Genomic DNA, 26423 nt, shown 5'->3' with positions numbered 1-26423 from the left:
CTGCCCGGCGCTTCCGCCTTCCCTGCACATCCCCCACCTGGAGAATCGATGCGCCGAGCGATGATCGTGCTGTGCTGTGCCGCGCTCGTGGGATGCCGGGCCACGGCGCCCGCGCCCGCCAGCCAGCAAGACACGTTCTGGGCGACGCTCCAGGGGCTGTGCGGGCGCGCATACGGCGGAAGGATGGCGGTGGGCTCCGCGCCCGGCGACACGGCGTTCGCGGGCAAGCCGATGGTGATGCACGTGCGCCGGTGCTCGGAAACCGAGGTGCAGGTTCCCTTTCACGTGGGCGACGACCACTCGCGGACGTGGATCATCACCCGTACCGCCACCGGGCTGCGGCTGAAGCACGACCACCGCCACGCCGACGGCAGCGAAGACCGCATCACGCAGTACGGCGGCGACACGCGCGGCCCCGGGACGGCGTCCACGCAGGAATTCCATGCCGATGCCCACACCGCCACCCTGATCCCCGCAGCCGTCACCAACGTCTGGACGGTGGAGGTAATGCCGGGCGCACGCTTCGCCTACGCCCTGCGCCGCGAAGGCACCGACCGCCGCTTCCGCGTGGAGTTCGACCTCACCCGCCCCGTCGCACCGCCCCCCGCGCCGTGGGGCCACTCCGACGATGACGAGAGGGAATAGGGAAGAGGGAAACGGGAATGACGGTCACCCCGAACACAAGGCGCGCCACCCGGCTGAACCCGCGCCACAGCAGGCAGTCCACGAAGGTGGACATCGTGTAGTCGTTGCAGCGAATTTATTCGCCCGAGGGACCACTTCGCCGCTCAGTCCCTGCGGGACTCACGGACGCTGGTGATCGTGAGGCCCGCCGATGGGAAGCTGGATCACGCGCCAGCGCTCCCGGCGCCGTTCCGTGAGCGCCGAGACCCCGCCGGTGATCGCACCCACCTCCGCGGCGACGAGCGTAGAGAACCACACCATGTTCGCGCCGGACTCAGACTGCAGGTACAGCCCGAACACCGCTCCGGCCACGGCGCCGATCGCGGCGCCCTGCAGTCCGCGCTCGATCACCAGTTTGGTGAGCGGAGGCCGCCCCAAGCCTTCCTCAACGCGAAGGATGTCCCGCACGGGAATGCGGAACAGCACCGCCGTCGCGGGCGACCGCAGGACGACTGTGTCTGGCAAGGCCGTGACGAGGGTGCCCGCGAACCGCCCCTCCGGCGTTTCCACCCGCAGCAGAACGCCCGCCTGCCGGTCCCGCGACGGCTGCGCCTGCACCTGGCCACAGACCAGGGACAGCAGGATGGCGGCGGCAAGGCGCAACATCCATCGCGCCAGCATCCGATCGCGCCCATTCGTAGACTGCATGTGACCCGCAAGGTTCGGGATCGGAACGCGGAGCGGGCGGACGCAGTGCGAAAATCCAACCGGCCGGCGACGACCCAAACCAGATCGGCGCACAACAGGGCTCAGCGGAGCAATGCTCGCCATTGCGCCCTCGCCTCCTTGATCGGGATCGGCGTTACCTCGCCCGAGTCGACCTCGACAATTCGCCGCTCGACTTCGGCGGCCCATTCATCGTCCTCCAGAACGTCGGCGGCGTCGAACGTCTCCAGCTTGCCTTCATGATAGAGTTCGATACGCCGTTCGGCCTCCTGAATCCACGCCTCCCCAGCGCCGCGGCGAACGGGCCGCGTTGCAGCCAAAGCGTCGACCAGGTCATCCAGCTGCTGCTCCGGCAGTTCCAGCGCAGCGGCCTTGATCCGTTCCATGGTGAGGGGGCGTTTTCTCCGGCTCACGGTTCATCTCCGTCGCGATCGGCAAGTTGGGCGTACCGCTCGCTTCCCTGGTGGATCAGATTGGTGACGTAGATCGTATCCGTCCTGACCTCGTACAGAAGGGCGTACGGGAACCCCTGCAGCAAGGCAAGACGTAAGCGGCCCCGGCTCACGCCCAAATCTGGGAATTCGCCTAGCAGCGTGCCGACGCGACGCACTTCACGCACGAACCCGGCGGCGCGCTCGCGCTTCTGTTTCAGGAAGTACGCCTTGGCCTCGAGAATCTGCGCGCGGGCCTCGATGGAGAACCGGACGTTCAAAGATCCCGTTCCAGTTCCGCGAGCAGATCGTCGAAGCCGATGGTGGGCGCATGGCCGGCGTAAATCGCGTCCAGGCGGCGCTCGGCGTCGTCGAGCACAGCGGGGCTGATGGCCCGGACGGCAGCCAACTGCGCGAGCAGACGGTCAACCAGGGGGACCAGCTCGTCTTCCGGGAGCCGGAGCGCGGCAATCTCAATCTCTTCGGCGGTGAGCATCTTCTTCCTCTTGCTCATGGTCCATCATCCTCCCGAAAAGATACACTGTGAGCAGCGCGGAAGCCAGGAAAAAATACATGCGCGCTCATGGCGCCAGCCTTGTAGCGCCCCACATTCCGAGCACGACACCGAGCAAACCGGACACCAGGCTGAGCCCTACGTAGGCCGCCGCCACGCCGTACGCGCGGTGCTGCCAGAGCACCATCGTCTCGTATCCAAAGGTGCTGAACGTGGTCAGTCCGCCGCAGAAGCCCACGGCCAGCAGCGCGCGCCGCGGATCGTCCGGCGGAACGAGGGCCACCACGATTCCCAGCAGCAGCGAGCCCGCCACGTTCACCCCAAACGTCGCCCACGGGAACCCGGCCCCGGCGGGCACGCCCACCCACCGCCCGGCGCCGTAGCGCGCGACGGCGCCCGCCGCCCCGCCGAGCGCCACCAGCAGCCAGTTCACGTCAGCGAAGCTCCGCGCGGTTGTTGGCGCGCTCCATGTCCAGCAGCACCCACTCGGGGTCCAGCACGGCCTCCGCCGGGCGGGCGCGGGTGACGACCTCCACCGTCTGCCGGCGGGCGCGTGAATCCAGCGTGCGCGTCGTGTCGCCCACGCGCAGCACCACGGGCATCCACGCCTGGCCCATGCGCAGCACCTCCACGCGCGTGCGCCAGCGGCCGTCGCCGGTGGGCGCGGTGCTCGCCCGGGCGATGCCGTAGTCCAGCCGGTCGGTCCGCGCGATCCACTGCCCGAAGAACCAGTCCAGGTCGCGCCGGCTCACCTCCTCGGCCACGCGCTGGAAGTCTTCGCCCGTCACGTGCTGAAGCCGGTGGCGCGCGTAGAAGGTACGCAGGATCCGGCGGAACGTCTGCTCGCCCACCAGTTCGCGCAGCATGCGGAAGACGGCCGAGGCACGGGTGTACGTCATCGCGCTGTAGATGCGGGGCGACGAGAAGGCCGCGCCCGGCAGGCCGATGGCCTCGATGGAATCCGTCCGCTCCAGCCGCTCCAGCCCGGCCATGGTTGCGCGCCACACGGCGGTGTCGCCCTGCAGCTCGCGCCGCCAATTGACCATGAACGAGGTGAAGCCTTCGTCCAGCCATCCCTCGCGCCACTCGTTGTTGGCCAGGATGCCGTGCAGGTACTGGTGCGTCACCTCGTGCACGATCAGCCCTTCGCTGGCCGAGCCGTTCATCACCAGCATGGGAAACTCGGTGCCGCCGCTTTCCAGCCGGTGAAGGTTGGTGAGCTGCGGCCAGGGGTAGGGGCCGAACACCCCTTCCAGCCAGGTGAGGGCGTCGTAGGTGCGCCGGGTGGCGGCGTTCTCGTCCCACGCGGTGTCGCCGGGCAGGTACAGCACGTGGATTCCCGCCACACCGTGCATCCCCCTCGCCTCGTCGAGCACCGAGCGCTCCACGAACTCGTGCATGTACGCCGGGTCGGCGCTCCAACCGAAGTGGTGCACGCTGTCCGCCACGAAGCGCACGCGCTTGCGGCCCGCCGCCGGCTCCCCCGCCAGCAGCCCCAGCCCGTCCGCCGGGCCCGGCCGCACGGAAAGGCCCAGCGTGGCGTTCTGGTAGCCCGGGTTCCCCTCCACGGCGATGCCCGTGGAGCCGATCACCTGGTCGGCGGCCACGTCCAGCGTCACGTCGTAGCGGCCGAACTCGCCGTAGAACTCGCCCTGCGGCAGCAGCGCCTGGTACGCCCATCCCGTGCGGTCGTACACGGCGATGCGCGGGTACCACTGGGCGAAGTCGAAGTGGCGCCCCCGCCTGCCCTGCCGCCGCGGAAGGGTGCTGAGCCGGGCATCCCAGTCCATCACCACCGTCACCGACGCGCCCGGGGCCAGCGGGCGCGGCAACGCGAGCGCGGCCACGGTGGAGTCGGGGGCGCCCGGGTAGGCGGGGCGCACGGCGGCGCCGTCCACCGTCACCGAGGTGAAGCGCTCGAACGCGTGGTCCTGGGGGCCCAGGTTGGTGAAGCGCCGCTCGCCGTATTCCAGCTCGCGCCGGGCCCAGGCGCTGTTGGGGCGAAAGGCGTTCAGGTGCTGGTGGATGAACAGCGTATCAAGCGTTGACCGGGAGCGGTTGGTGTAGCGCAGCCGCGCGCGGCCGTGCAGCACGTCGCTTTCCTCGTCCAGCGCCGCCTCGATGCGGTAGTCGACGCCCTGCTGAAAGTACGCGCGCTCCTGCGCCGCCATAGGGGCGGCCAGGAGCAGAAGAGCGAGTGCCGGAACGATCCTGATCATCCGCGTGTCCTGGTGTCGTGGGTCGGGGAAGGGCTGCGGCCAACATGCAGGACCCGTGCGGGAACAGCAACGGCGGGCCTCACCCGTCCGGCTGACACGCGTCCAACCTCTCCCACAAACCGCGTTGGAAAGGGGGTACACCCCAGACTCGGGCGTGCTGATCCAGGTACCGACGCGGCAACGAGGCCTGTCATCCTGAGGCCCAGGCGCACTGAACCTGCCCTCGCGACGATCTCCGCGGGCCGAAGGATCTAGCTTGGGGCACGAACGAGCCGGGGCGCGGCAGCGATACCGGAGCAGAGGCCGCGGCTCTGCTGGGGCCCTCACCCGTCCTCGCTTATGCTCGTATCCCGTACACACCAGGATTGAGGTGCCGACAGGCAGGCCCGGTGCGTGGCCAAGTGCCCCCCATCCCCAGCCCTTCCCCCGCAAACAGCGCGGGGAAGGGAGCCCGTCGAGTGCGCCGGGCCAGCCGAAGCGTAGTCGAATTCTCCCCTCTCCGCATGCGCAGCGTGCGGGGAGGGCCGGGGGAGGGGCCACCCGCGGCATGCGCTGGGAACAGTTGAAGCGCACCCCACCGCGCCTCGCCGTCAGCCGAGCGCCGAGCCAGCCACAGCGCCAGGGGCTGGTGAACCCGCGGCTGGAAAAGCGGAAAGCCCCGACGCGGGCCGCTGTCGCGTCCCGCTCGGGGCTTCACCTGCACGCGCACGCCTCCTGCCGAGGCGCCACCTGCCAGTTCGACGAAGCGGCCCATGTCAGCCAGCCCGCACGCCAGACCTGCCGTGCGAATTCGGGACGCGCCACCCTGGCCTCCATCACACGAGAGCAAGCCAGTCCGCGCAGGCGGACTTCGTGTGGTTGTTGCAGCGACTTCAGTCGCCCGTGCCGGGATCGGCGCCAGTTCATGGTGCCCGGTGCCCGTGCCGGAGTCGGCGCCATTCCTTCACCCCCGGTGTCCCGTGCAGGGGGTCAGTGCCCGACTCATCCTCCGCCGCGTCCGAGTTCCACGGGAACCGCGACCGCTGCCGCGCCCCGGCTTGTACGTGTCCGCGGCTAGATCCTTCGGCCCGCGAAGGACGGTTTGCGGGCTGGTGCGGTGCGCCTGAGCCTCAGGATGACAGGGCTGGGCGTGCGGGCAGGGGGCGAGTGCCTTCCGCGCAATGCGAGGCAGCCGAAGCGCACGGCACTGGCTCCCTTCCCCCGCGCAGTTTGCGGGGGAAGGGTTGGGGATGGGGCGGCCAGGGGCATGCGCCGGGATGAGTCGAGACGCACCTAATCCGTCTCCGCTGTGAGCTGGGCCCCTACGCGGCCGCTTCTAGCAGCTCGCCCACCCGGAAGAGCACGTGCACGGGATAGCCACGCGCTTCGACGGCCTCACATCCTCCCGCCTCACGATCCACCAGCGCCAGCACCCCCAGCACGGTTCCGCCCTCGGCCTCTACCGCGTCGCAGGCCTGCAGGGCGCTCTTTCCGCTGGTGATCACGTCTTCCACCACCACCACGCGGTCCCCGGGCGCAAAGCACCCCTCCACCCGCTTCCCCGTGCCGTGCTCCTTCGGCTGCTTGCGCACGGAAAAGGAGTGCACGGGCTCGCCCGCCAGCCACGACGCGTGCGCGATGGCGTACGACACCGGGTCTGCACCCATCGTCAGCCCGCCCACGGAGGACGGTCGCAGCCCCGCCCCGGCCAGCAGCGCCAGCCCAAGGCGGCCCACCAGCGCCTGGCCCTCCGCATGGGTGGTGGTGGTGCGGCAGTCGATGTAGTAGCTGCTGCGCGCCCCCGAAGCGAGCACGAAGTCGCCCGTGCGGAACGAGCGCTCCAGCAGCAGCGCCAGCAGCCGCGCGCGGTCGCTCATGCCGGGGTGATGGCCGGAGGCGGGGGAAGCTCCACCCACTCCTCCAGCGTCAGCGGCGTGGGATACGGCTCGCCGAAGCGCTCGTGCAGCGCCTTGATGGCCGCCAGCGTCTCGGTGTCGCTGCGGATGTCGCTGTCTCCGCCGAACTCCAGGAACTCCACGTACACGTTCGGCTGGTCGGCCGAGGCAAAGTGCCAGGCGTGCGCGCCCTTGGACGTGGCGGCGGCGTGCAGGGCAATCCACAATTCCGCGTAGTCGCGGATGCTGTCCATCGGCACGTAGCGGCGAATGCTCACCAGCCGCCGGCGGGTCAACTCCATCGTGTCCTCTGTCGGTCGGTTCAGGATGACCGGGCGTGCGCTGCCCCGGGCCGGTCAAACTCCCCCCCGCCGCCCCGCGCGTCAAGTGGCCGTACCTTGAACGGACCTTTCGCGCCCGGTCGGCGTAGACCCGGTTGCGCCGCCGCGTTGCGCGGCGTTTCTTCCAGGGCAGCCATCGAACGGACGCGGTTTTCGCAGGGGATAGATGCCGACACCGGATGCACCGATTCGCCGCCAGTTCCGGCGAATCTGCGGGTTTGTTGCAATTGCGCTCGCTGCGTGGGCCGCTCCCGCCGCGGCGCAGGAGCCGGCGTCGATCACGGGCCGCGTGATCGGCCCCGAAGGCGAGGGCGTCGCGGGCGCGGCCATCGAGGCCACGCCGGAGTCTGGTGCCGTCCGCCGCACGACCAGCGGAGACGACGGCGCGTTCCGCATTGACGGACTGCGTCCTGGCCGCTGGACGCTGCGCGCCTCGCGCGTGGGCTTCGGCGATGTGCGGCAGGCCGTGTCGCTGGGCGCCGGGGCGCGGCACACGGTGCAGCTTCGGCTGGGCGAGCGGCCCTACGTGCTGGAGGGGGTGGAGGTGGTCAGCCCGCGCGGAACGCAGCGCGAGCGGGTGCGTTTCGAGACGGAGGCCGGCATCACCACGCGCGTCATCACGGGGAACGAGATCAAGATGCTCCCCGGCCTGGGCGAGGCCGACGTGCTGCGGGCCGTGGAGGTGCTTCCCGGCGTCGTCAGCACCTCCGACTTTTCCAGCGCCTTCAACGTGCGCGGCGGATCGTCGGACCAGAACCTGATCCTGCTGGACGGCTTCACCATCTTCAACCCGTTTCACCTGGGCGGCCTGTTCAGCGTCTTCAACTCCGACGTCATCGCCCGCGCCGAGCTGCTGTCCGGCGGCTTTGGCGCGCAGTACGGCGGGCGCGTGTCATCCGTCCTGACGGTGGAAACCGAGCCGGGCGACGGGCCGCTGGCCGTGGAGACGGGCGTGTCGGTGGTGTCGTCGCGCGTGGCCGTGCACTCCAGCCTGCCGAAACGCGTCGCCCGGTCGCTGGGCGGCGAGAACGCCAGCTGGTTCTTGTCGGCGCGGCGCTCGTACGTCGACGCGCTGCTGCGGCCCATCACCGACTTTCCCTATCACCTGACGGACCTCCAGGCTGGCGCCACGGTGGAGACGGGCGGCGGCGGACGGGTGCAGTTGACGGGTTACTTCGGCGAGGACGTGCTGGACCTGTCGGACTTCGATCCCCCGGGCGAGGAGGAGGACGCCAGCAGCGTGCTGCGCGTAACGTGGAACTGGGGGAACGACGTGGCGGGCGTGCGCTGGACGCAGCCCGTGGGCAGCCGCTGGGTGGCCGAGACGCGACTGGGCTTTTCGCGCTATGCCGAGCTCCTGCGCTTTCCCGATTTCGCCGACGCGCGCTTCGGCAGCAGCGTGCAGGAAACCGCGTTGCGCAGCGACCTCACGGGGCAGATCAGCCCCGGGCTTACGGTACAGGCGGGCGGCGAGCTGAACCGCATGCGCTACGAAAACCGCGCCGAAGCGGGGGGCACCGTCTTCGCCCAGGGGGGGCGCGCCGGGCTCTTCGGCGCGGCGTACGGGCAGGCGCGCTGGCAGCCCTCGCCCGCGTGGATCGTAGAGCCGGGGCTGCGGCTGGATTTCGGGCGGAGCAACGCCGGCGCCTGCTCATCGGGTCCGCCCGCCGACCTGTTTCCGGATGACCCCGAGGACATGGTCATCCGGCCCAACCGCTCGTGCGTGATCCCCTCGCCGCGGCTGGCTGTCAAGCGGTTCCTGGGGGCGGGCCGCAGCGCGGCGCTGAAGGTGGCGGCCGGGCGCTACGTGCAGTTCCTCCACTCCCTGCGCGACGAGCAGCTTCCGCTGAGCAACGACACCTGGGTGCTGGCCGACGCCAACGTGCCGCCCGTGGTGTCGGACCAGGTGCAGCTGGGGCTGGAAAAGTTCTGGGGCGAGCAGTGGTACGCCTCGGTAGAGGGCTACTACCGGAACTACGGCGGGGTGACGGACTTCAACCCCGCCGACGACCCCAACAATCCCGGCGACGACCTGCTGCTGGGTGACGGCAACAGCTACGGACTGGACCTGCTGGTGCGCCGCAGCACGGGGCGCCTGACGGGCTGGACGACCGTGAGCCTGCTGAAGGCGTCGCGCACCTTTCCCGATCCGGCGGCGAACGGAATCGAGGGCGTGCCGCAGACGGTGACCTTCGCGCCCATCTTCGACCGGCGCGTGGACGTAGACGTGGTGATGCAGTACGAGCTGCCGGGCGGCATGGACGCGGGGCTGCGCTGGAACTACGGATCGGGAACGCCGTTCACGCGGCCCGTGGCGCAGGTGCTGTCGTTCGAGACCGACATCGCGGAGGGCGGATACCGCTTTCCGCACCCGCGGGCCGGGGACGACGAGGAGGATCCGAACTACTACGTGGTGCTGGCGGACCGCAACCGCGAGCGATACCCGGCGTACCACCGCCTGGACGTCACCGTCCGCCGCCCCTACACGCGCCGCTGGGGCACCTTCACGCTGTACCTGCAGGTGCTGAACGCCTACAACAAGCGCAACGTGCTGTTCTACTTCTACAACTACGACAACAGCCCGCCCACGCGCTCCGGCATCAGCATGTTCCCGATCCTGCCGTCCATCGGGGTCGAGGCGAGCTTCTGACCGGCGGCCGCTCCCACCATCGGTTTCCGATCCGCTTCACGCTCGGCCGGCGTGATGGTATCCTTCTGGATCGCGCTGCCTTCGTTAACCTGCGGAGCTGTCCGTGAAGGACGAATCGATACTTCGTGCCCTCGATGAGCTGCGCCTGCGCCTGGGGCCAGACGCCTTCGCAGTCCGTGACCGCTGGGCGGCTAACCTTTTCGCTACGGGGATCACGTCATCGAACGACCCCGATCGGCTTGTTTATCTGTCTACGTTCGGCACTCGGCAGGGGCGGTACGATGTGTCACTGGAGCTACCACCCGGTGAGGCGAACCCGCTGCCCTACACACAAGCTGGCGAATGGACCGACGTAGGCCTTGAGGAGTTGACCATGCTGGTCCGGCAGCATCTCCATCTTGCCCGAATCCCCAGTTCGACGTTGACGGCGAACCTGTTGTAGCGTGGTGGGGCCACGAGAGTGGACAGACACGGCGCACGTTGGCTGTACAAACGGCTTATTGCGAGCCGCGTGTCGAGATCATGGGTTCCGTCACACGTTGATTCCGGGTAACGCAACGCAGGCGACGCCAACGCGCGTGCATGTCCATTTCGGCGGCTGCAGCCCGCGACGCATCCGCTTGCGCGCGTGAGATGTTTCGTCGCTTGACGGGTAAGTGGGTGCGCGTTATCTGGAGGAGCGGGATTCGGCGATGCGCGACCAGACGGGGTGTTGGCCGGAATTCCGTCCGCTGAGCGACAAGTTAGGCGGCTCAATGTGCAATCAAGTGCCCTACGTTGAGGACTGACGAATGTCGGACGATATCACGCCTCCCGTGCCCTCATCCGCAGAGCGCGTGGCCGAACAGCTCGCTCCTTTGACCCGCCCCCACTGGAGTGACGCGGTCGCAGTGCTGCTTGGTGCGTTGCCAACGATTGGGGGGCCGATCAGCACTTATCTTTCGCAGCGGCATCAGAGAGCAGCATTTGAACGTCTCGCGGAGGTCCTGCGAGAGGTCGATGGGCGACTTACCGCACTTGACCGGTCCGGCGGCACTACCTACATCGACGAGGAGTATGTGGAATTGGTATTGAATCTTGCACCGTTTGTAGCCCGGACCAGAAGTGAAGAAAAGCGGAGGCACTTCGCATCGTTGCTGAGCCACGCAGCTGAGAAACCGACTGGTGTCGCACGTGAGGAGGCGCGGACGATGGGTCTGCTCCTCGACGCCTTGGAATACCCTCATGTGGCACTGTTCCAAGGAATCATGCAGCTTCCTGCGACCCAGAGTTATGATGGTTTGTGGGGAGCCTACCGCAATGTAACCGTCGATAGAACGTTCTTCTCCAGAGCGGGACGGAGACCTACTGCTTAGATTAGAAGCAGTCGGGCTGCTTGATGTGAGTGAGTTCCGCAACTCGCGCGACAAGGCGCGAGGGGCAGGAAAGATTGTCGTCCGGTCGCTCGGAATCCAATTCTGGGATTGGGTATCATCCTCCGCGGAGTAATCCCATCCAGTATGGTTGCGCCGCCAACTGAGGATGAGGGGGGAGGAAAGTCTGGCGACCCGGCCCCGCACCCCTGACCCTTGTGTCCGTTAGGCCGCTGGGCAAACATCGCGGCAGCCGCAGGTGGCTCTCTCCCGCGGCTGCCGTGTGTTGGATCGTTGGTCCGTCTCAGGATGCGAGCCGCCGTACCACCTCACGTGCGCCCTTCCGGTACACGGTGAGGCAGACCAGTTCGTTGTCCGGATCGCGGACCTCCCACCAGCGGCTCTTCGTCTGCTTGACGATGGTGTAGTCCGGCTTCGCGGCGGCAGCGGGCACGGGATCCTTCGGCTCCTGTGGCATCGTCGACTCCATCCTCTTGACCCGGCCGTCCAGCAGGGCAGCTTTGGTGAGCGGGCGGCCTTCGGGTCGTTTCGTTGTTAGACTGGCCGTGTTCTTCCTGGCGGAGGAGCGGCCAGCCTTTCGTTTGTCCCTGCTGGGTATTAATATAGTTGACCGTCGTCGCTTGTCAACTCCAACAATACCCAACTGCATGGATTTCCTGGAAGCCATGGAGCGCCTCAAGCGTGCTGTGACCGACGACGAGATCGCGGCGGCAACCGGCGTTTCCACCAATACGATCCGCCGGACACGCGCTGATCCGGCCACGCGGAATTATCGCCCGGCCCCCCGAGGGTGGGCACCCGTGCTGGCACGATTGGCTGGCGAACGCGCTAAAGAGTTGCTGAAGCTTCGAGAGGAACTTGAAGCACTTTCCCGTTCACCGAACGCTTGACTCGGCGCTGATGCGGCCTAACAATCAGCTGCAGGGGCGGGGCCTTGCATGTGAACCCCTTCCCCGTTGGCGTCCCCGGTGAGCTTGCGTCGGCCGCGCGGGCGTACCTTAACCGCGCGGAACTGACCCCCGAGCGCTTCAGTCACGGTAGGCTTCTCTTGCGGCTGCCGCGATGGCCAGCGGCCTAACATCAAGGGGCCGGGGTGCGGGGCGGACGCGCAGCACTGTTGCTCACCCCCTTAATGTTGTAACATCACTGCCTGTCGCCGGTGGACAAAATTCTTGACCGAAACTACTGGCGACTGCATTCTATACGACTCAGACCAAAGTCTGAGTTTCGGGGTGCGCCTCTTCGCGACCCACCGTTCGGCACTTAATTCCTTCTCTCAGACTTGATGCCATGGAGTTCGTGATTGCCTCATTCGTGCGACTATATGGTGAGTACATCAACGCCCTTCCGTTGGACGATAACCTGCAGCTAATGGTCGCCGCACCAGATCGCATTCCGAGGGCAGTCTTGGATGAGATCCCGGCGCTCGCGGATGGCATTGCTGCTCTGGATGACGCCGTGAAGTGGTGGAACGCGAACCATGATCGATATGCCGGCTCAGATCGTATCCTTCGGCTCCACTGCCTACTGTCGGCCGTTGATCGGGTGCTCGAGGCCGTGGGAGCAGTCCGGTTCAAGGAACCAGGAGGCGAGCTCGCTGTCGGGCGACCTTGGTGGCACTGCTACCTTCACCAAGCGAACGCACGGAAACGCCTCCGGGCTGGTGCACGAACCTCGGTCACATCGCGGCCGTTTGCGAACATTCGGTGGCTCCCTGCCCATCCGAACAGGCTAAAGGACGCCGCCTTCCGCAAGCATCTCAGAGGTGCTCTCGTCAAGGAAAACGACCCGACGCTACGGATCGGCCTGTGCGTCCTCGGTTGCGACGCCCAAGCCGCGTTCTCGCTTGAGCCGGCTATGGATCGGCGTCACGGCGTCTACGGCTTCCGCGGAACGGAGGTAGCGTGGCACGGCCCAGCCGGCGAGAGCGTGGCTTCGGAGTTGATCGCGTGCTTAAAGTGGGCGCGTGAGGCGCGGGTACACGTTCTCTGCTTTCCGGAACTCGCCGTCGACATGGCTGGACGCGAGGTGCTCGCACGCGAACTCGAAAAAGATCCGGGAACCATCGCGCTCGTGGTGCCTGGGAGTTTCCACCAGATCGCCTCTGATGGCCCGGAGCGCGTTAACCGCGCACCTGCGTGGTTGCTTGGCGAAACAGGCCTCAGCGGAGAGGGGGGCTTCGACAAAACCGATCCGTTCAACAGTGGCGCGGCGGAATTTGCCGAACTTTTTCAAGACATTCCGGAAGACTGCGTAGAGTGCAAGGAAGATATCCGGCCGGGAACTGGCTTGACGGTGATCGAAACTCCGGTTGGGCACTTTGGCATTGCAATCTGTAAAGATGCAACCAACCATACTCTGATTGAAGGCTATGGAAATGCGGTGGACCATCTGCTGGTCCTCTCGATGAATCCTCGGGGCACTTCCGTGTTCTGGGCGCAGGGGGGAGAAAGTATCGTCCGGCGCCACGGCGCCTCGATGGTTTACGTCAACTCCGCCCAAGGCATTCCGAAGACCGACGAAGGGGCTGACCTGGTCTTCACTTACTTCCCCCAGCACACCGGACTTCGAAACAGGCTCTACCGCTATAACGTGCTGGGAACTGCGATCGCGCGCGCGGCCGGGCAACCTCCGCCTCCGTCTGGCACGCGCCATCCGGAGCGACCTGCAGAGATCCACTGTGTGCCACCGAACATGCGAGTTTTGATCGAAGTCCCTATTCCGCAGACTCTTCTCGATACTTAGCAAGCGCATCCAACGAACCACCAACGAAGCCGAGCTTGCACGAGTCCTGCATCTCCTACATTATTCGTTCCAGTGAAGGACCAGTGAGGCAACAGTGAATTCTTAATGGACAAGGAGTATACGATGAGGTTGGGAGAGGTGATGCTACGGTTGCGTCCTAACGCCGAGCTTATAGGGGACACTCTGCGCGACGTGTTCGTCGAATTGGGAGAGGGGGACGACGACGAACCCGCCAAGAGGGATACGCTCGAATCCTACTACCGTGAGGTCGTCCGATTCACGATCAACTGGATGGCCCGCTCGGATGAGGAGGCCCTGCGGACTCTCCATGCCAAAATCACAACGCAATTGGTGGCGTTGGGACCGAATCACCCTGCTAACCGCGACCTTACTGAAGGCGAATGGCTGGGAATGCACCTGCGCGGGCTGACTGTCGTGATCTCGACGTACCTGCGAACTGATAACTTAGCAAAGCTGTTAGGCTTGGTGTCGGGCCAGCGCCGACGTTCGTGGCGTCGTACGCTGGTAGCAATGTTTACTGTTCGACGGCCAGTGCGGGCGGGGGACTTGGTCGAAATGGAGTTGCTGGAACAAGCGAACACCGCAGACTACACACTCAGGCAACTCGCCAAGGAGGGTCTTGTATGGCGCTGGGCCCACGGACCTGGGGCTGCCTATGCGCTCACGTGGTCCGGCGAGCAGGTTGCGGCTTTCCTGAGCACTGCGCGTTCGGGAGATCCCATTGCTGAGGTGCCGGGCGATGAGGTGAGGGGTGCTGGAGCACCGGCTCCGACGGGGGCAGGCGAACCAGTGACGAACCCGACTTTCTTAGGCGCCCGGCTAAGTGACCGAAAAACGTTACCCCCCCCAACCATAGGACAACATTCGGCTAAGCTGATGCCCGAGGTAATCCCGATCGGAAAGCATACTAACTCCCTCACGGCTGAATCGTATGCTCGCGCGGAGGACAGCCGTGCGCTTGTGTCAAGGGAGGAAGGCGCGGGAAACGCGATTGGAAGCTACGCCGAGACATTGGCGCTCTCGGAACCGGTCGGCGCCACCGCACCTGGTGGCGACGTGGCGTTCAGCGCGCTAAACAGTGTATTCGACCGGGAACTTGCGGGTGTACCATGACCACCGCCACGCGAACTTCGGCGCTCTACGAGGAGATGAGCCTAGTCTTCCTCGCGGTGGACCAGCTGAACGTCAACTTTGCTCACCGACAGTGGAAGGGACAAGCATCCTCCACTCACGAGGTGGTTCGCCGAACGTTCGACCGTCTCGCCACGGACGTATCCAATTGGCTACCAGTGTCCGAGATTCGGTCCCTGTTTCTGAGGTGCGGCATCTGCCCCGTGGTAAACCTGTCGGTCCTTGCTCGTTTGTTAGAGTGCATCGCGCATACAGAGAGGGTTGAGTTCCGGGCTGGGCCGCAGGATCCCCGCGGCGCATGGACCCTGCCCTCGGAACGCCATTATCCGCCGCCGCCGGGAGAGGAGGTGTTGTTTCAGGACCTGCACATCTACCGCATCGATGACCAGTTAAGCTTCTCCTCCGGCGGCCGCCTTTTCGCCGGCCTAGGCGAGGAGGTGGAGGACGTTGCCAAGCACCTGCCGGTGCGTCTCTATGACGAGTTTCTAGACCCGATCGCAGCGCTTCGAATGTACCTCACCCGCGTACACGATGTGCGGGAAGTTGAGGTCGGGCACTACCTTCAGAACTGGATCGTCACAACGTTCCGCATTCCGCACACTCAGGAGTTTCGCTTCACCCTCGCGAAAGTTTGTGACGCGGTTAACGAAATCTTCCATGGCGTGAGTCACCCTGCGCACCGGTCCCTCGCTGCGCGGGGCGCTACCCTCGGCACTAGCCTGCTGGTTCAAACGATCGCACGCTTGCTGGACGGCGTGGGGAAGGAGTCGCTTTCATATGCGTTGGGCGTCTTTCTGTTCTTGCGCAAGCGGAGACTACTACGCTTCCGCTATCAGCTACTCGAAGTACCGCTCTCAGATCCTTCGGCACCCGCGGGGTCGTCCTCCGATTCTGCCCGCGAGCGCGTAGTGGGCCGCGCCGCGCATCGTCGCCAGTGCGTTAGCATGCTTCGGCCTCTTGAGTACACATTCCTGCAGACGGCTATATTCGGCATACAGATTGGTATCCAGGGGCTGAATTTCGTCCTACGCGGTGGGCTCCTACCGCGTGTCGCGACGGGGCGTACGTTTGTCATCAGTGGCCCTCCGGGTAGCGGAAAAACGCTTTTCGCACTCCAACTGCTCTGCGACATCGCTGCCAAAGGAGGCCTCGGCGTCTACTGCTCGCTAGAAGAAGACTACGATAGCATTTTAGAGCGCCTCGTAACATTCGACCTCATTCGTCCGAGCTTCCGCGTTTTGCTCGGGAAGGATGAGCCGCTTGAACTCCTGCGCAGTGAGCGCGCTACGGCCGAGGAGCATCCGTGTGGGACATTGCTCCTATACCAGCTTCCGCACGGGGAGCCGGCCCGTATTAGCGAAATCGTCGAAGAGCTAACGAGAGACACTGCGTACAACGTTCGTGCTCTCGTACTTGATTCTTTGAATGCGCTCACGTTTGAGGAAAATATTCAGCAGGATCGGATACGAACTTCCTTATACAGCATCGTAAGAGAGGTGGAGGATCATCGGTTCTTCGGGTTCTTCCTTAGTGAAGCGGACGACCCGCGGCTGGGGGTTGTGGCGTACCTTGCTGACACCGTACTAGAACTCACACCGAGCGAGCGCGGGCAGATGCGACGGTTGGAGGTGCGGAAATCGCGCACTCAGGATTACCACCGCGGTCCCCACCCGTTTCACCTTGCTGAGCGAAAAGGCATCGTTGTCTTTCCTTCGCTAGGCTCGGTAAGGGACACCATTCGACGCCGGGTTACGGCCACGCTCAGCCAGCACCGGCACATTCCCCTCCCGGCGGAGTTGGGTAACTCACTGGGCGTACCGTACCTACAGGAGAAGAGCTCGGTGCTCATAGCCGGGGCACCGGTATCAACCGTTCTTCAGTTTAGCCTTCAACTCTTTACAGAGCCCTCTAACGATGAGCGTCGTCCTTTGCTCAACCGTTTAGGGACAAGCGGGCGAGTACGAAACGCGTTGATTGTGACCTTCAACACATCAGAGGTGCGGTTCAACCAGATCCTCCGCCGGAACCGCGCTCTGCACAGCCGGTGGGTGAAGATGAGTTTCCAAGGCCAGCCGCAATTGCGTTGGTACTCCCCTGGTGGCAGCCTAACAGCCGACCAGGTATTGGCCGAACTGCGCCAATACATCCTCCGCGGGCGTCGATACGGACATCCGATCGAGCGCGTGCTCTTCTACGAGGTGGAGATGATCGATCGGCTCCTTCCCACTCTTGCCGCGGAAAAGCTGTTCTGGCCCACCATAATCCAGTTCCTCAACACTGAGGCAATCACCTCTATGTTCGTGGTGAATGAACTTGACGCGCATATGTCATCCGCAAGCCAAACGCTCGAAGCAGAGGCCGATTACTCGTTCAGGATCACCGAACGTCGTCCTTCCGACCCGCACGCGGGGGGGGATGAGTCGCCGGTCGAGAGTGCAGCAGTCATAACGGACTCTACCAAGGCGCCGGCAGTGTACGTTGAGACACGACGAATCCCAAAGCTCTCCGGCTTTCGGACTGGTGGAGTGGCGCTCGCCGAGAGGGACGCCGACCTGATCAGGTAGGTGACGAGGAACCTGGGCAAACATCGCGGCAGCCGCAGGTGATCCCTCCCGCGGCTGCCGTGTGTTTCATCGCTGATCCGCTCAGGTGGCGAGCCGCCGCACCACTTCCCGCTCGCGCTTCCGATGTACCGTGAGGCACACCAGTTCGTCATTCGGGTCGCGCAACTCCACCCGCCCCTGGATCGGACGCGCCCCTAGACCCGCTCCTGACTGCGGTGCCCGGCGGGATTCCGGGCGCACCCGGGAGTGTGTGGCGGATCCCTCGGTCGCTGCGGACTGCGGAGCGCGGGCCGGTTTCGCGTGGCCGCTTCCTCGGGATGACACCGATGCGCGGGACCCTGAACTGCGGGTTTACCCGCCGCTGGACCGCACGAACTGCAGCTCGTGGAGCCTCGAGTACAGCCCGCCCTGCCGCAGCAGCTCGCCATGCGTGCCGCGCTCGCGAAGCTCGCCGTGGTGAAGCACAAGGATTTGGTCCGCGCTCTGGACGGTGGACAGGCGATGCGCGATCACCAGCGAGGTGCGCCCGCGCATCAGCTCCGCCAAGGCCTCGTCGATCTGTGCCTCCAGCTCCGAATCCACCGAGCTGGTGGCCTCGTCCAGCACCAGCACCAGCGGCTCGAACGCCAGGGCCCGCGCGAACGACACCAGCTGCCGCTCGCCCACGCTCAACGAAAGCCCGCGCTCCCCCAGCGGCTGCGCGTATCCGCCGGGCAGCCGCTGCACGAACCGGTCGGCCCCCACGCGAACCGCCGCCTGGCGCACCGCCTCGTCGCTGATCCCCTCGTCGCCCAGCCGAATGTTTGACGCCACGTCCTCGCTGAACAGGAACACGTCCTGGAGCACCAGCGAAATGCGCCCGCGCAGCTCAGCCACGGCCACGCGGTGGATGGGCACCCCGTCGAAGCGCACCTCGCCGCGGCTGGGCTCGTAGAACCTCATCAGCAGCGAGATGATGGTGCTCTTCCCCGCCCCGGTGGCGCCCACGATGGCCACGCGCTCCCCCGGCCGCGCCACGAAGCTCACCCCACGCAGCACCCACTCGCCCTCGTCGTCGTAGCGGAACCAGACGTCGCGGAACTCGATTTCGCCCCGCCCCGGCTCCGGCAGCCGAAGGGGCTCGGCCGCGTCGCGCACCTCGGGCTCGGTGTCCAGCAGCTCGAAGATGCGCTCCGACGCCGCCATGGCGCCCTGCAGGATGTTGTACTTTTCCGACAGGTCCTGGATGGGACGGAAGAAGCGGCGCGTGTACTGGAGGAAGGCCGCCACCACGCCCACCGTCATGGCCCCCTGGATGGTCTCGCCGCCCCCGTACCACAGGATCAGCGCCAGGGCCACGGCCGTTAGCACCTCGATGACGGGAAAGAACAGGGCGTAGTAGGTGATGGAGCGCAGGTGCGCCTCCAGGTGGTCGGCGTTCACCTGCTTGAAGCTCTCCATCACCGGCCGCTCGCGCCCGAAGAGCTGCACCACGCGCAAGCCGGAAACGTGCTCCTGCGTAAAGGCGTTGATGCGCGCCAGCCGCACCCGGATGTCGCGGTACGCCGTGCGGATCAGCCCGCGGAAGGTGAACGTGGTCACCGCCACCAGCGGCAGCACGGTAAAGGTCACCAGCGCCAGCCGCCAGTTCAGCTGAAGCATCAGCCCCAGGATGAAGAGCACGGTGAACACGTCGCCGAACACGGTGACCAGACCGGACGAAAAGGCTTCGTTCAGCTGCTCGACGTCGTTGGTCACCCGCGTCATCAGCCGGCCGACGGGGTTGCGGTCGAAGTAGCGCAGCGACAGCCGCTGAAGGTGCGCAAACACCTCCGTGCGCAGGTCGAACATCACCCGCTGCCCCAGCCAGGTGGTCAGCAGGGTGTGCAGGTACTCGGTGGCGAACGCCAGCACCAGCGCACCCACGTAGAACGCCACCAGCCGCGTCAGCAGGGCTGCGTCGCGCTCGGGGATGGCCCGGTCCAGCGCCACCTTGGTCAGGTACGGCCCCGCCAGCTCCAGCGCGGCCCCGGCAAAGAGCAGTAGCAGCGCCAGCGCCACGCGCCACTTGTAGGGGCGCAGGTAGCCGATCATGCGGCGCAGGAGCCGCGCGTCGTAGGCCCGGGCGTCGGGCTCCAAGGCGTCGTCGCTCACGCGCGCACCCGGGGGAAAATGACCGATGACATGAGGCGGAAGGTATCGGCGGCGGGGCGGGCGGGCAACGCGCGCGGGCCATCGTTGACAACGCTGTAACGCCCGAATAGCTTGCGCTTACCTCCCTCCCGGCAACTCACGGGGCCACACGCTCCATTACGCCACACACCCGCATGTCACTGGCCCGTTCCCCCGGTGCCGCGACGCTCCGCGCCTCCGCGCTGGCGATCTGTGCCGCCGCGTTCCTGGCGCTCGCCGCATGCGGCCGGCAGGGCGGCGAGCCCCTGCTGCTGGGGCTCGCGGTGCCGCTGACCGAGGTCGACGACAGGGGCGATCACGAGCCGGGGCGGCAGACCCCCGAAGTCATCCGCGGCTACCTGGAGCACGTGGGGCAGGACGTCGGTCCGCCCGCCTTCGAGGGCGTGGCCGGAAGAGTGGCATTCGATAGCAACGGAGATCCGGTGAACAAGCAGTTCACGCTGGGAGTGATTCAGGGCGGACGCATCGTGCTGCCCCGGGGGGCCCGATGAGCGCGGCGTGGCAGATGGGCCGGGGGCGCGGCACCCTCAAGCGCTGGCTGTACCTGGGCGGCGCCGTCATCGTAGCCGTGTCGATGATCGGCGCCGTCACCTCGGTGATGGTGCTGCAGAAGCTGTCGCGCGACATGGAAAGCCGCATGTCGCAGCTGCGCATCAGCTCCGAGATCGGCACCTCGCTGGAGTCGCTGATCCTCAACCAGATCGCCGCGGGCGAGCGCTACCTGGTGAGCCCCGACCCGCAGTTCGCGCAGGCGTTCTCGCAGTACGGAAGGCAGGCGCACGAGTCGCGGCGCCGCTACCGCGACCTGGAAAACCTGTCCACCGCCGAGAGCCAGCAGATCGCGGCCATCGAGCAGGCACACCAGCGCATCGAGGTGGAGTACGCCCTGGCGCACGCACAGGTAGACGTGGGCGAGCGCGACGCGGCGCTGCGCCGCGTCGCGGTGGTCCGCCCGCAGACGCGGGAGCTGGAGCAGTCCATCCGCGCCATCAGCGCCGCGCAGACACAGAAGGTGACCGACGCCGCCCGCGAACTGCGCGGCGAGGTGAGCCGCTGGCAGCTGCTGCTGGGCGCCCTGGGGCTGCTGGCGGGCCTGTTCACCGCCGGGCTCATCTACCTGGTGCTGCGGCAGATCCAGACGCCGCTGCGCACGCTGGAACTGGCCGCCACGCAGCTGGGCGAGGGCGACCTTCGCGTGAGCTTCAACGGCCAGACGGCGGGGATGACGCGCGAGTTCGCCACGCTGGCCGGCGCCTTCGAGCAGATGGCCGGGCAGCTGCGCAACATCGTGGGCGAAACCGCGGGAACCGCGCAGCGCATCAGCAACTTCGCCTCGGACCTGTCCAGCATCAGCGAAGAGGTGGCCGCCTCCAGCGGCGAGGTGGCCACGGCCATGGTGGGCATCGCCGGCGGCGCCGAAACGCAGTCGCAGGGGCTGCAGGCCACCCGGGACGCGCTCGAAGAGATGGGGCAGCGCTCCGAGGAGATCGCCCACGCATCGCAGATGGTGACGTCGCTTTCCGAGCAGATCTACGTGGTGGCCGCGCAAAGCCGCACCGAGGTGTCGGGGGCGCTGCAGCGGCTGCTGGAGATCCGCGAGGTGGTGACCGAGTCGGCCAGCCAGGTGAACGAGCTGGCGCAGACCTCGGCGCAGATCGACCGCTTCGTGGAGACGATCACCGCCATCGCGCGGCAGACCAACCTGCTGGCGCTGAACGCGGCCATCGAGGCGGCGCGCGCGGGCGAGCACGGCCGCGGCTTCGCGGTGGTCGCCGAAGAGGTGCGGAAGCTGGCCGAGGGCTCGGCCCGCGCGGCCAACGAGGTCGCGCAGAACGTGCAGGCCATCCGCGGGCGCATCGCCGAGGTGGTGGGCACCATGGGGCGCAGCACCGAAAAGGTGGCCGACGTCGAAGAGGTGTCGCGCGGCGCCGACAGCGCGCTGGAGCAGATCCTGGCGGCGGTGGACGGGGTTCGCCTGGCCGCCAACCAGGTAGAGGAAGCCGCCGTGCGCAATTCGCAGGCGATGGGCGGAGTGGAGTCGGCGCTGACGGACGTGTCCACCACCTCCGAGACGCACGCCGCCGCCGCCGAGGAGGTCTCGGCCGCCGCCGAAGAGCAGTCGGCCGCCACGCAGGAGATGTCGGCGTCGAGCGCCGAGCTGCTGCACGCCGCCGAGCGCATGCGCGAGCTGGTCAGCGGCTTCAAGACCTGATCGCGGTGGCTCGATGAACACGAGAAGCCCGCCTCCCGGTTCCGGGGGGCGGGCTTTTCCGTGTGGATCATCCGCAGTCAATCGGTATCAACATGCGTTGCCGTTCGCCACGGCTTGTCATCCAGAGGCCCAAGCGCACCGAACCGGCCCGCAAGCCGTGCCATGCGGGCCGAAGGATCTTGCTGAGGCCGCCTCGATGCCGGGGTGCGGCAAGCGGGCACTACAGCTTGGGCGCGTCCCGCGGGCTGGCAAACGGTGCGAATCGACGGGTGCCGGCGCATTCCCCTGGGAGCCCCCTCTCCCCGGCCCTCTCCCCCGCTGCGCAGGGGAAAGGGAGAATTCGCGTGCGTTTCGGCTGAAGGCGTGCGCGATCCGGGGCCCCCCGCGGGGCTCGATGCGCGTTGGCTGCTCCGGCGCAGTCCCCGGGCTGCCCTCTCCCCCGACCCCTCTCCCGCAAGCGGAAGAGGGGAGAATTCGACCGCGCTTCGGCTCGCCCCGTGCGCGCGACTCTGGTGTGTACAACCCTCTCCCGCTTGCGGGAGAGGGTGGCACGCGTGTCAGCGCGGCCGGGTGAGGGCCCCACGGCAGCCGAGGTCTCGGCTACAGTGACCGCTGCCGCGCCCTGGCTGGTACGTGCCCCATGCTAGATCCTTCGCCCCGCATGGCTCGTCGTACGGGAGACTACGGTGCGCCTGGGGCTCAGGATGACAGGCTTTCGTTCGCCATTCTGCTGCCGGAGCACGCCCCAGCCTGGTGTGTACACCCTCTCCCGCTTGCGGGAGAGGGTGGCACGCGTGTCAGCGCGGCCGGGTGAGGGCCCCCGCGAGGCCGAGGTCAACGCTTCCCTGACCCGCTGACGCGCACCGCGGCTACTGGATGACAGCTCGCGCTCCCTCGCTTGGGAGCATGAAAAGGGCGGCCCCCTTGCCGGGAGCCGCCCTTCGTCCGTCCGACCGCCGCCTGTCAGGCCGCGCTGCCGACGCCCAGAAGCTTCTGAAGCTCCTCGGGCGACAGCTCCTTGCCCGCGTGCTTGCCCATCTTGCGGCCACGCGAGGCCCGCGCCTCCTTCTTGGTCTCGGGGGGCATGGTAACCGTGGTCACCTGCGGCGCGCCGTCGATGCTCTCCTCGGCGAACACGCTGAACCCGGGCACGTTCACCCGCATGATGCGCGAACCCAGCAGGTGCTCCACCGCCGCCACGTCGCCGATCTCGCCGCCCGACATGAACGTGATGGCCACGCCCGTCTCGCCGGCGCGCGCCGTACGTCCCACGCGGTGCACGTAGCCCTCGGGATCGCGCGGGGCGTCGTAGTTGATCACGTGGCTGATGCCCTCGACGTCGATGCCCCGCTGGGCCACGTCCGTCGCGATCAGCACCTTCACGTCGCCGCTGCGGAACGCCTCCAGCGCCCGCACCCGCTGCGCCATGTTGCGGTCGCTGTGCATCACCTCCACCGTCAGCCCGGCGCGCGTCAGCTGGCCGGCGATGCGGTCGGCGCCGAACTTGGTGCGGCTGAACACCAGCGCCGTCCGAACCTCCTCCTGCTTGAGGATGTGCAGCAGCAGCTCGGTCTTCTTGCTCGTTTCCACCGGGTAGACGAACTGCTCCACCCCCTCGGCCGTGGTCACCTTGGGCGCCGCCTCGACGGTGATAGGGTCGTTCAGCAGCTCGTAGGCGAGCGACTTCACCGAGTTGGGCATGGTGGCCGAGAACAGCAGCGTCTGGCGCCCCGTCCGCCGGCAGCGCCGCATGATCTGGTCGATCTGCGGCTTGAAGCCCATGTCGAGCATGCGGTCGGCTTCGTCCAGGATCAGCACCTCGACGTTGCTCAGGTCTACGTTGCCGCGCTCCAGGTGGTCGTTCAGGCGGCCGGGCGTGGCCACCAGCACCTCGATGCCGGCGCGCAGGTCGCGGAGGTCCTTGTCCAGCGGCGTGCCGCCGTACACGATGCCCACGAACAGCTCGGTGCCGCGCGAATACATCCGGGCGTTGTCGGCCACCTGGATGGCCAGTTCCCGGGTGGGGCACAGCACCAGCGCGCGCAGCCCTTCCTTGCCGCGAAGCCGGTTCAGGGTGGGGAGCATGAAGGCAGCGGTCTTGCCCGTGCCGGTGGGCGCGCGGCCCAGCACGTCACGGCCCTCCAGGGCGAAGGGAATGGCCTGCTGCTGAATGGGGGTGGGGATTTCATAGCCCAATTCCCTCACGTTCCGGAGAAGCTCCGGCGCAAGGTCCAACTCGTCGAATCGCATTCTTTTTCCTGTTCCGTATTTCCGCAGCGTGCCCGGGCTCGTCACTTCCGGGTCAGATTGCGTGCGGCCCGCACAGTTTCGCGTCGGCGGACCGCAAGGTGAATTTCGTTTCTTCTCGCAAACCCCTGAATATAAGGCATTTGCGGGTTCCACGCCACCCCGCGGTCCGTCCGTGGCTGAAAACGTTCGCCCTACGCGTCGCCGGGAAACGCGATGAACTCCGGCGGCACCGCATCAGCCAGCCAGACGCCGTTCTCCGATTGGTAGAAGGCGTGCCCCGCCGCGTGCATGCGCCCCGCCTTCACCCGCAGCACCACCGGCCTGCCGTGCCTCCCGCCGACCGCCTCCGCCGTCCGCTCGTCCAGCGACAGGTGCACGTGCGTGCGGCGCCCGGGCCGCAGCCCCTCGCGGCGGATCGCTTCCACCGATTTCGACGCGGTGCCGTGGTACAGCACCTCGGGCGGCGTTTGCGGCTGCAGCCCCAGCTCTACGCGAACGGAGTGGCCCTGGCTGGCGCGGATCCGCTGGCCGTCGTCGCTGAACGCGAACCGCTGCTTGTCGTTCTCCGCCACCACGCGGTCCAGCATGGGCCGATCCAGGGTCACGCCGGCTCGGGCGCACGCGTCCAGGAGCACGTCGACGTCCACCCACCCCGCTTCGTCCAGGTCGATCCCTACCTCCTCCGGCCGGTGGCGCAGCACCAGGCTCAGGAACTTGCTGGCGCGAACGAGTGAGCGGTCCATGGCGGGTCGGGAGTGAAAGTATCCGAAAGAAGGGCCGCACGCAGAGACGCCGAGCCGCAGAGAGAGAAAGGAAGCGAGAGAAAGAGGAGGAGACCACGACCCCGGCTCTCCTCCTCTTTCTCTTCTTTTCCCTGCGTCTCTGCGTGAGGCTGCTTTTTGTCGATCAGCGGCTGCGGGAGGTCTCGACCAGCAGCGTGTAGTCGCCCGTTTCCTCGGCGCCGAAGGAGTTGGCGCGGATCACGTACTCGCCCGTGGCGGGAAGCGTCACCTCCAGCAGCGTGTTGGTGCCTTCGCCGCCGTCGTCCATCGAAGCGACCTCCTCCCACGTGCCGTTCACCATCCGGCCGATCGCCACGTAGGTGTCGAAGTCGTCCGACATCATCTGGATCTTCAGCGCCTCGCCTTCGCGACCCTGGTACGACCACAGGTCGTAGTACGAGTTGTCGGCCTCCAGCACGGCGTCGTCTTCGTCCAGCACGCCCTGTGCGCGAACCCCGGCCTGCAGCGGCTGCGCGGGCTGCGGACCGCGGACCGCGGCCCGCTCCTCCAGCCGAAGCGTGTACGCGCCGGTGCCCTCGCCCAGGGGGCTGACGCGGATCACGTACTGGCCATCTTCCTCCAGCGTCATGCGCAGCATGGAGTTGGTGCCCTCGCCGCCCGCCCCGTCGTCGTCGCTTTCCAGCTCCTCGAAGTTCGCCCCCTCCATGCGCCCCACCCGCAGGAAGGTGTCGAAGTCGCCGGACTCCAGGGTGATGGCGATGCGCTGCCCGGCGCGCCCGGTGAAGGTGTAGGCGTCGTAGAAAGCGTCGTCCTCGTCCGAGACGTTGTCGGTGGCGGCAATCTGGCCCGTGACGGGCTGCCCCGGGGTGATGGCCTGCGACGCCCCGGTGGTCGGCACGGGCGCCTGGGCCAGCGACAGCGTGTATGCCCCGCGGCCCTCCTCGGTGAACGACTGGGCGATCAGCACGTACGCGCCGGTGGCGGGAACGGTAAAGCGCATACGGGAGTTGGTGCCGTCACCGCCGCTGCCCCCATCATCGTCGGAGTCCACCACGTCCATCACCGGGCCGTACAGCCGGCCCAGGGTGAGGTACGTGTCGAAGGTGTCGGACTCCATGGTGGCCACCAGCTGCTGCCCGGCTGTGGCGTCGAACCGGTACGCATCGAACCGTCCGCGCTCCAGCCCGGCGGGATTGGTATCGGCCAGGCTGCCCTGCACCGTCTGGCCCACGCGGATGGGGGGCGCCGTCCCGGGCTGCATCTGCAGGCCGCCGGCGGACGGGGGGGCACAGGCCGCCATCAGGCACGCCGCCGCGATACCGGCTGCCCCACGCTGCATCATGATCATCGGATGGTTGGAAGTCTGGGGGATGGATCGCCGGACCGGCAGCCCGGGCGTGGACCTGCGGCACGAGCGTGAATCTACGGCGCTACGGCCTGTGCGAAAGGAGTTCGTCGACTTTCGCGCTCAGCCGCGCCCGGGCCGAAGACTCGCACCCGGCCCTTACTGCTGCTGATCGGCCTTCGACCGGCCCAGGATGAACGCCGACACCGCTGGGGCGAATGAATTCGCGGCAACGACCACACGAAGTCCACATTCGTGGACTACCGGCTGTGGCGGGGGGTTCGGACCGGTTCGCGTGCCCCTGCTCACAAGCCCCTGAGTGCTCATCGTCACTGAAGAGGGGCGCGACTCGTTGCCGCGCCCCTCTACGTTTCGTTCCTGCTCCTGTGGGATCGGGTGCCGTGCCTCGCTCCCCCGGCCTTTCTTCCGGCTATCGGCCATCTTCCCGCTGTCTCACCTGTTGAAACGCACGCCCAAGATCGCTCCAG

The 26423-nt window shown here is 66.9% G+C and carries 23 protein-coding genes; 10 read left to right on the top strand and 13 right to left on the bottom strand.

What is annotated here, in order from left to right; genetic code table 11:
• Window positions 1-48: 48 nt before the first annotated feature.
• Window positions 49-645, top strand: a complete 597-nt coding sequence (locus VF632_RS13475; protein WP_331023424.1) for a hypothetical protein — start codon at window positions 49-51, stop codon at window positions 643-645.
• A 159-nt stretch (window positions 646-804) separates the two neighbouring features.
• Here the strand turns inward: VF632_RS13475 and VF632_RS13470 are convergent, their stop codons facing one another.
• The 8 genes from VF632_RS13470 to VF632_RS13435 all read right to left on the bottom strand — a co-directional run bounded on the left by VF632_RS13470 (window position 805) and on the right by VF632_RS13435 (window position 6690).
• Window positions 805-1290 (bottom strand): hypothetical protein, encoded by a 486-nt coding sequence (locus VF632_RS13470; RefSeq protein ID WP_331023423.1) that lies wholly within the window; start codon window positions 1288-1290, stop codon window positions 805-807.
• 143 nt (window positions 1291-1433) lie between these two features.
• Window positions 1434-1736: a hypothetical protein gene (locus VF632_RS13465; RefSeq protein WP_331023422.1), complete on the bottom strand. Its 303-nt coding sequence runs from the start codon at window positions 1734-1736 to the stop codon at window positions 1434-1436.
• 23 nt (window positions 1737-1759) lie between these two features.
• Complete coding sequence (locus tag VF632_RS13460) at window positions 1760-2062, bottom strand: type II toxin-antitoxin system RelE/ParE family toxin (protein ID WP_331023421.1); 303 nt, start codon at window positions 2060-2062, stop codon at window positions 1760-1762.
• Complete coding sequence (locus tag VF632_RS13455; protein ID WP_331023420.1) at window positions 2059-2295, bottom strand: hypothetical protein; 237 nt, start codon at window positions 2293-2295, stop codon at window positions 2059-2061. Before VF632_RS13455 ends, VF632_RS13460 begins: the two co-directional genes overlap by 4 nt.
• 67 nt (window positions 2296-2362) lie before the next feature.
• Entirely contained in the window at window positions 2363-2728 is a 366-nt protein-coding gene (gene crcB, locus VF632_RS13450; protein WP_331023419.1) for a fluoride efflux transporter CrcB, read from the bottom strand.
• 1 nt (window position 2729) lies between these two features.
• Window positions 2730-4514 (bottom strand): M1 family metallopeptidase, encoded by a 1785-nt coding sequence (locus tag VF632_RS13445; protein ID WP_331023418.1) that lies wholly within the window; start codon window positions 4512-4514, stop codon window positions 2730-2732.
• A 1301-nt stretch (window positions 4515-5815) separates the two neighbouring features.
• Entirely contained in the window at window positions 5816-6370 is a 555-nt protein-coding gene (gene pyrE / locus VF632_RS13440) for an orotate phosphoribosyltransferase (RefSeq protein WP_331023417.1), read from the bottom strand.
• Window positions 6367-6690, bottom strand: a complete 324-nt coding sequence (locus tag VF632_RS13435; RefSeq protein WP_331023416.1) for a hypothetical protein — start codon at window positions 6688-6690, stop codon at window positions 6367-6369. Before VF632_RS13435 ends, pyrE begins: the two co-directional genes overlap by 4 nt.
• A gap of 205 nt (window positions 6691-6895) precedes the next feature.
• On the opposite strand from VF632_RS13435, the gene VF632_RS13430 reads away from it, so the two are divergent.
• The 3 genes from VF632_RS13430 (at window position 6896) to VF632_RS13420 (ending at window position 10734) form a co-directional block, all read left to right on the top strand.
• The gene (locus VF632_RS13430) at window positions 6896-9379 is read left to right on the top strand and encodes a TonB-dependent receptor (RefSeq protein WP_331023415.1); all 2484 of its coding nucleotides are present in this window, start codon (window positions 6896-6898) and stop codon (window positions 9377-9379) included.
• A gap of 103 nt (window positions 9380-9482) precedes the next feature.
• Entirely contained in the window at window positions 9483-9821 is a 339-nt protein-coding gene (locus VF632_RS13425) for a hypothetical protein (protein WP_331023414.1), read from the top strand.
• Window positions 9822-10170: 349 nt separating this feature from the next.
• The gene (locus tag VF632_RS13420) at window positions 10171-10734 is read left to right on the top strand and encodes a hypothetical protein (RefSeq protein ID WP_331023413.1); all 564 of its coding nucleotides are present in this window, start codon (window positions 10171-10173) and stop codon (window positions 10732-10734) included.
• Window positions 10735-11035: 301 nt separating this feature from the next.
• Here VF632_RS13420 and VF632_RS13415 read toward each other — a convergent pair whose 3' ends face one another.
• Window positions 11036-11209, bottom strand: coding sequence for a hypothetical protein (locus VF632_RS13415; RefSeq protein WP_331023412.1), 174 nt, complete (start codon window positions 11207-11209; stop codon window positions 11036-11038).
• 88 nt (window positions 11210-11297) lie between these two features.
• On the opposite strand from VF632_RS13415, the gene VF632_RS13410 reads away from it, so the two are divergent.
• The 4 genes from VF632_RS13410 to VF632_RS13395 all read left to right on the top strand — a co-directional run bounded on the left by VF632_RS13410 (window position 11298) and on the right by VF632_RS13395 (window position 17213).
• The gene (locus VF632_RS13410; protein ID WP_331023411.1) at window positions 11298-11642 is read left to right on the top strand and encodes a hypothetical protein; all 345 of its coding nucleotides are present in this window, start codon (window positions 11298-11300) and stop codon (window positions 11640-11642) included.
• Between the two features lie 400 nt (window positions 11643-12042).
• The gene (locus VF632_RS13405) at window positions 12043-13497 is read left to right on the top strand and encodes a hypothetical protein (RefSeq protein WP_331023410.1); all 1455 of its coding nucleotides are present in this window, start codon (window positions 12043-12045) and stop codon (window positions 13495-13497) included.
• A 123-nt stretch (window positions 13498-13620) separates the two neighbouring features.
• Window positions 13621-14631, top strand: a complete 1011-nt coding sequence (locus VF632_RS13400) for a hypothetical protein (RefSeq protein ID WP_331023409.1) — start codon at window positions 13621-13623, stop codon at window positions 14629-14631.
• Window positions 14628-17213, top strand: a complete 2586-nt coding sequence (locus VF632_RS13395) for an RAD55 family ATPase (protein ID WP_331023408.1) — start codon at window positions 14628-14630, stop codon at window positions 17211-17213. The genes VF632_RS13400 and VF632_RS13395 overlap by 4 nt, the downstream gene beginning before the upstream one ends.
• Window positions 17214-17564: 351 nt before the next feature.
• Here VF632_RS13395 and VF632_RS13390 read toward each other — a convergent pair whose 3' ends face one another.
• Window positions 17565-19346 (bottom strand): ABC transporter ATP-binding protein, encoded by a 1782-nt coding sequence (locus VF632_RS13390; protein WP_331023407.1) that lies wholly within the window; start codon window positions 19344-19346, stop codon window positions 17565-17567.
• A gap of 173 nt (window positions 19347-19519) precedes the next feature.
• Here VF632_RS13390 and VF632_RS13385 point away from each other — a divergent pair, with 173 nt between their 5' ends.
• On the top strand, window positions 19520-19876 hold the full coding sequence (locus VF632_RS13385; RefSeq protein WP_331023406.1) for a hypothetical protein: 357 nt from the start codon (window positions 19520-19522) through the stop codon (window positions 19874-19876).
• On the top strand, window positions 19873-21597 hold the full coding sequence (locus VF632_RS13380; protein ID WP_331023405.1) for a HAMP domain-containing methyl-accepting chemotaxis protein: 1725 nt from the start codon (window positions 19873-19875) through the stop codon (window positions 21595-21597). The genes VF632_RS13385 and VF632_RS13380 overlap by 4 nt, the downstream gene beginning before the upstream one ends.
• A 963-nt stretch (window positions 21598-22560) precedes the next feature.
• Here the strand turns inward: VF632_RS13380 and VF632_RS13375 are convergent.
• The 3 genes from VF632_RS13375 to VF632_RS13365 all read right to left on the bottom strand — a co-directional run bounded on the left by VF632_RS13375 (window position 22561) and on the right by VF632_RS13365 (window position 25938).
• On the bottom strand, window positions 22561-23847 hold the full coding sequence (locus VF632_RS13375) for a DEAD/DEAH box helicase (RefSeq protein WP_331023404.1): 1287 nt from the start codon (window positions 23845-23847) through the stop codon (window positions 22561-22563).
• 191 nt (window positions 23848-24038) lie between these two features.
• Window positions 24039-24590, bottom strand: coding sequence for an RNA 2'-phosphotransferase (locus VF632_RS13370; RefSeq protein WP_331023403.1), 552 nt, complete (start codon window positions 24588-24590; stop codon window positions 24039-24041).
• A 163-nt stretch (window positions 24591-24753) separates the two neighbouring features.
• Window positions 24754-25938 carry a PPC domain-containing protein gene (locus VF632_RS13365; protein WP_331023402.1) on the bottom strand — a complete coding sequence of 395 codons (1185 nt, stop codon included), beginning with the start codon at window positions 25936-25938 and terminating at the stop codon, window positions 24754-24756.
• Window positions 25939-26423: the final 485 nt, after the last annotated feature.

This window comes from Longimicrobium sp. (genome assembly GCF_036388275.1).
Classification (GTDB): domain Bacteria; phylum Gemmatimonadota; class Gemmatimonadetes; order Longimicrobiales; family Longimicrobiaceae; genus Longimicrobium.
This window is presented reverse-complemented; position numbering and strand designations above follow the sequence as displayed.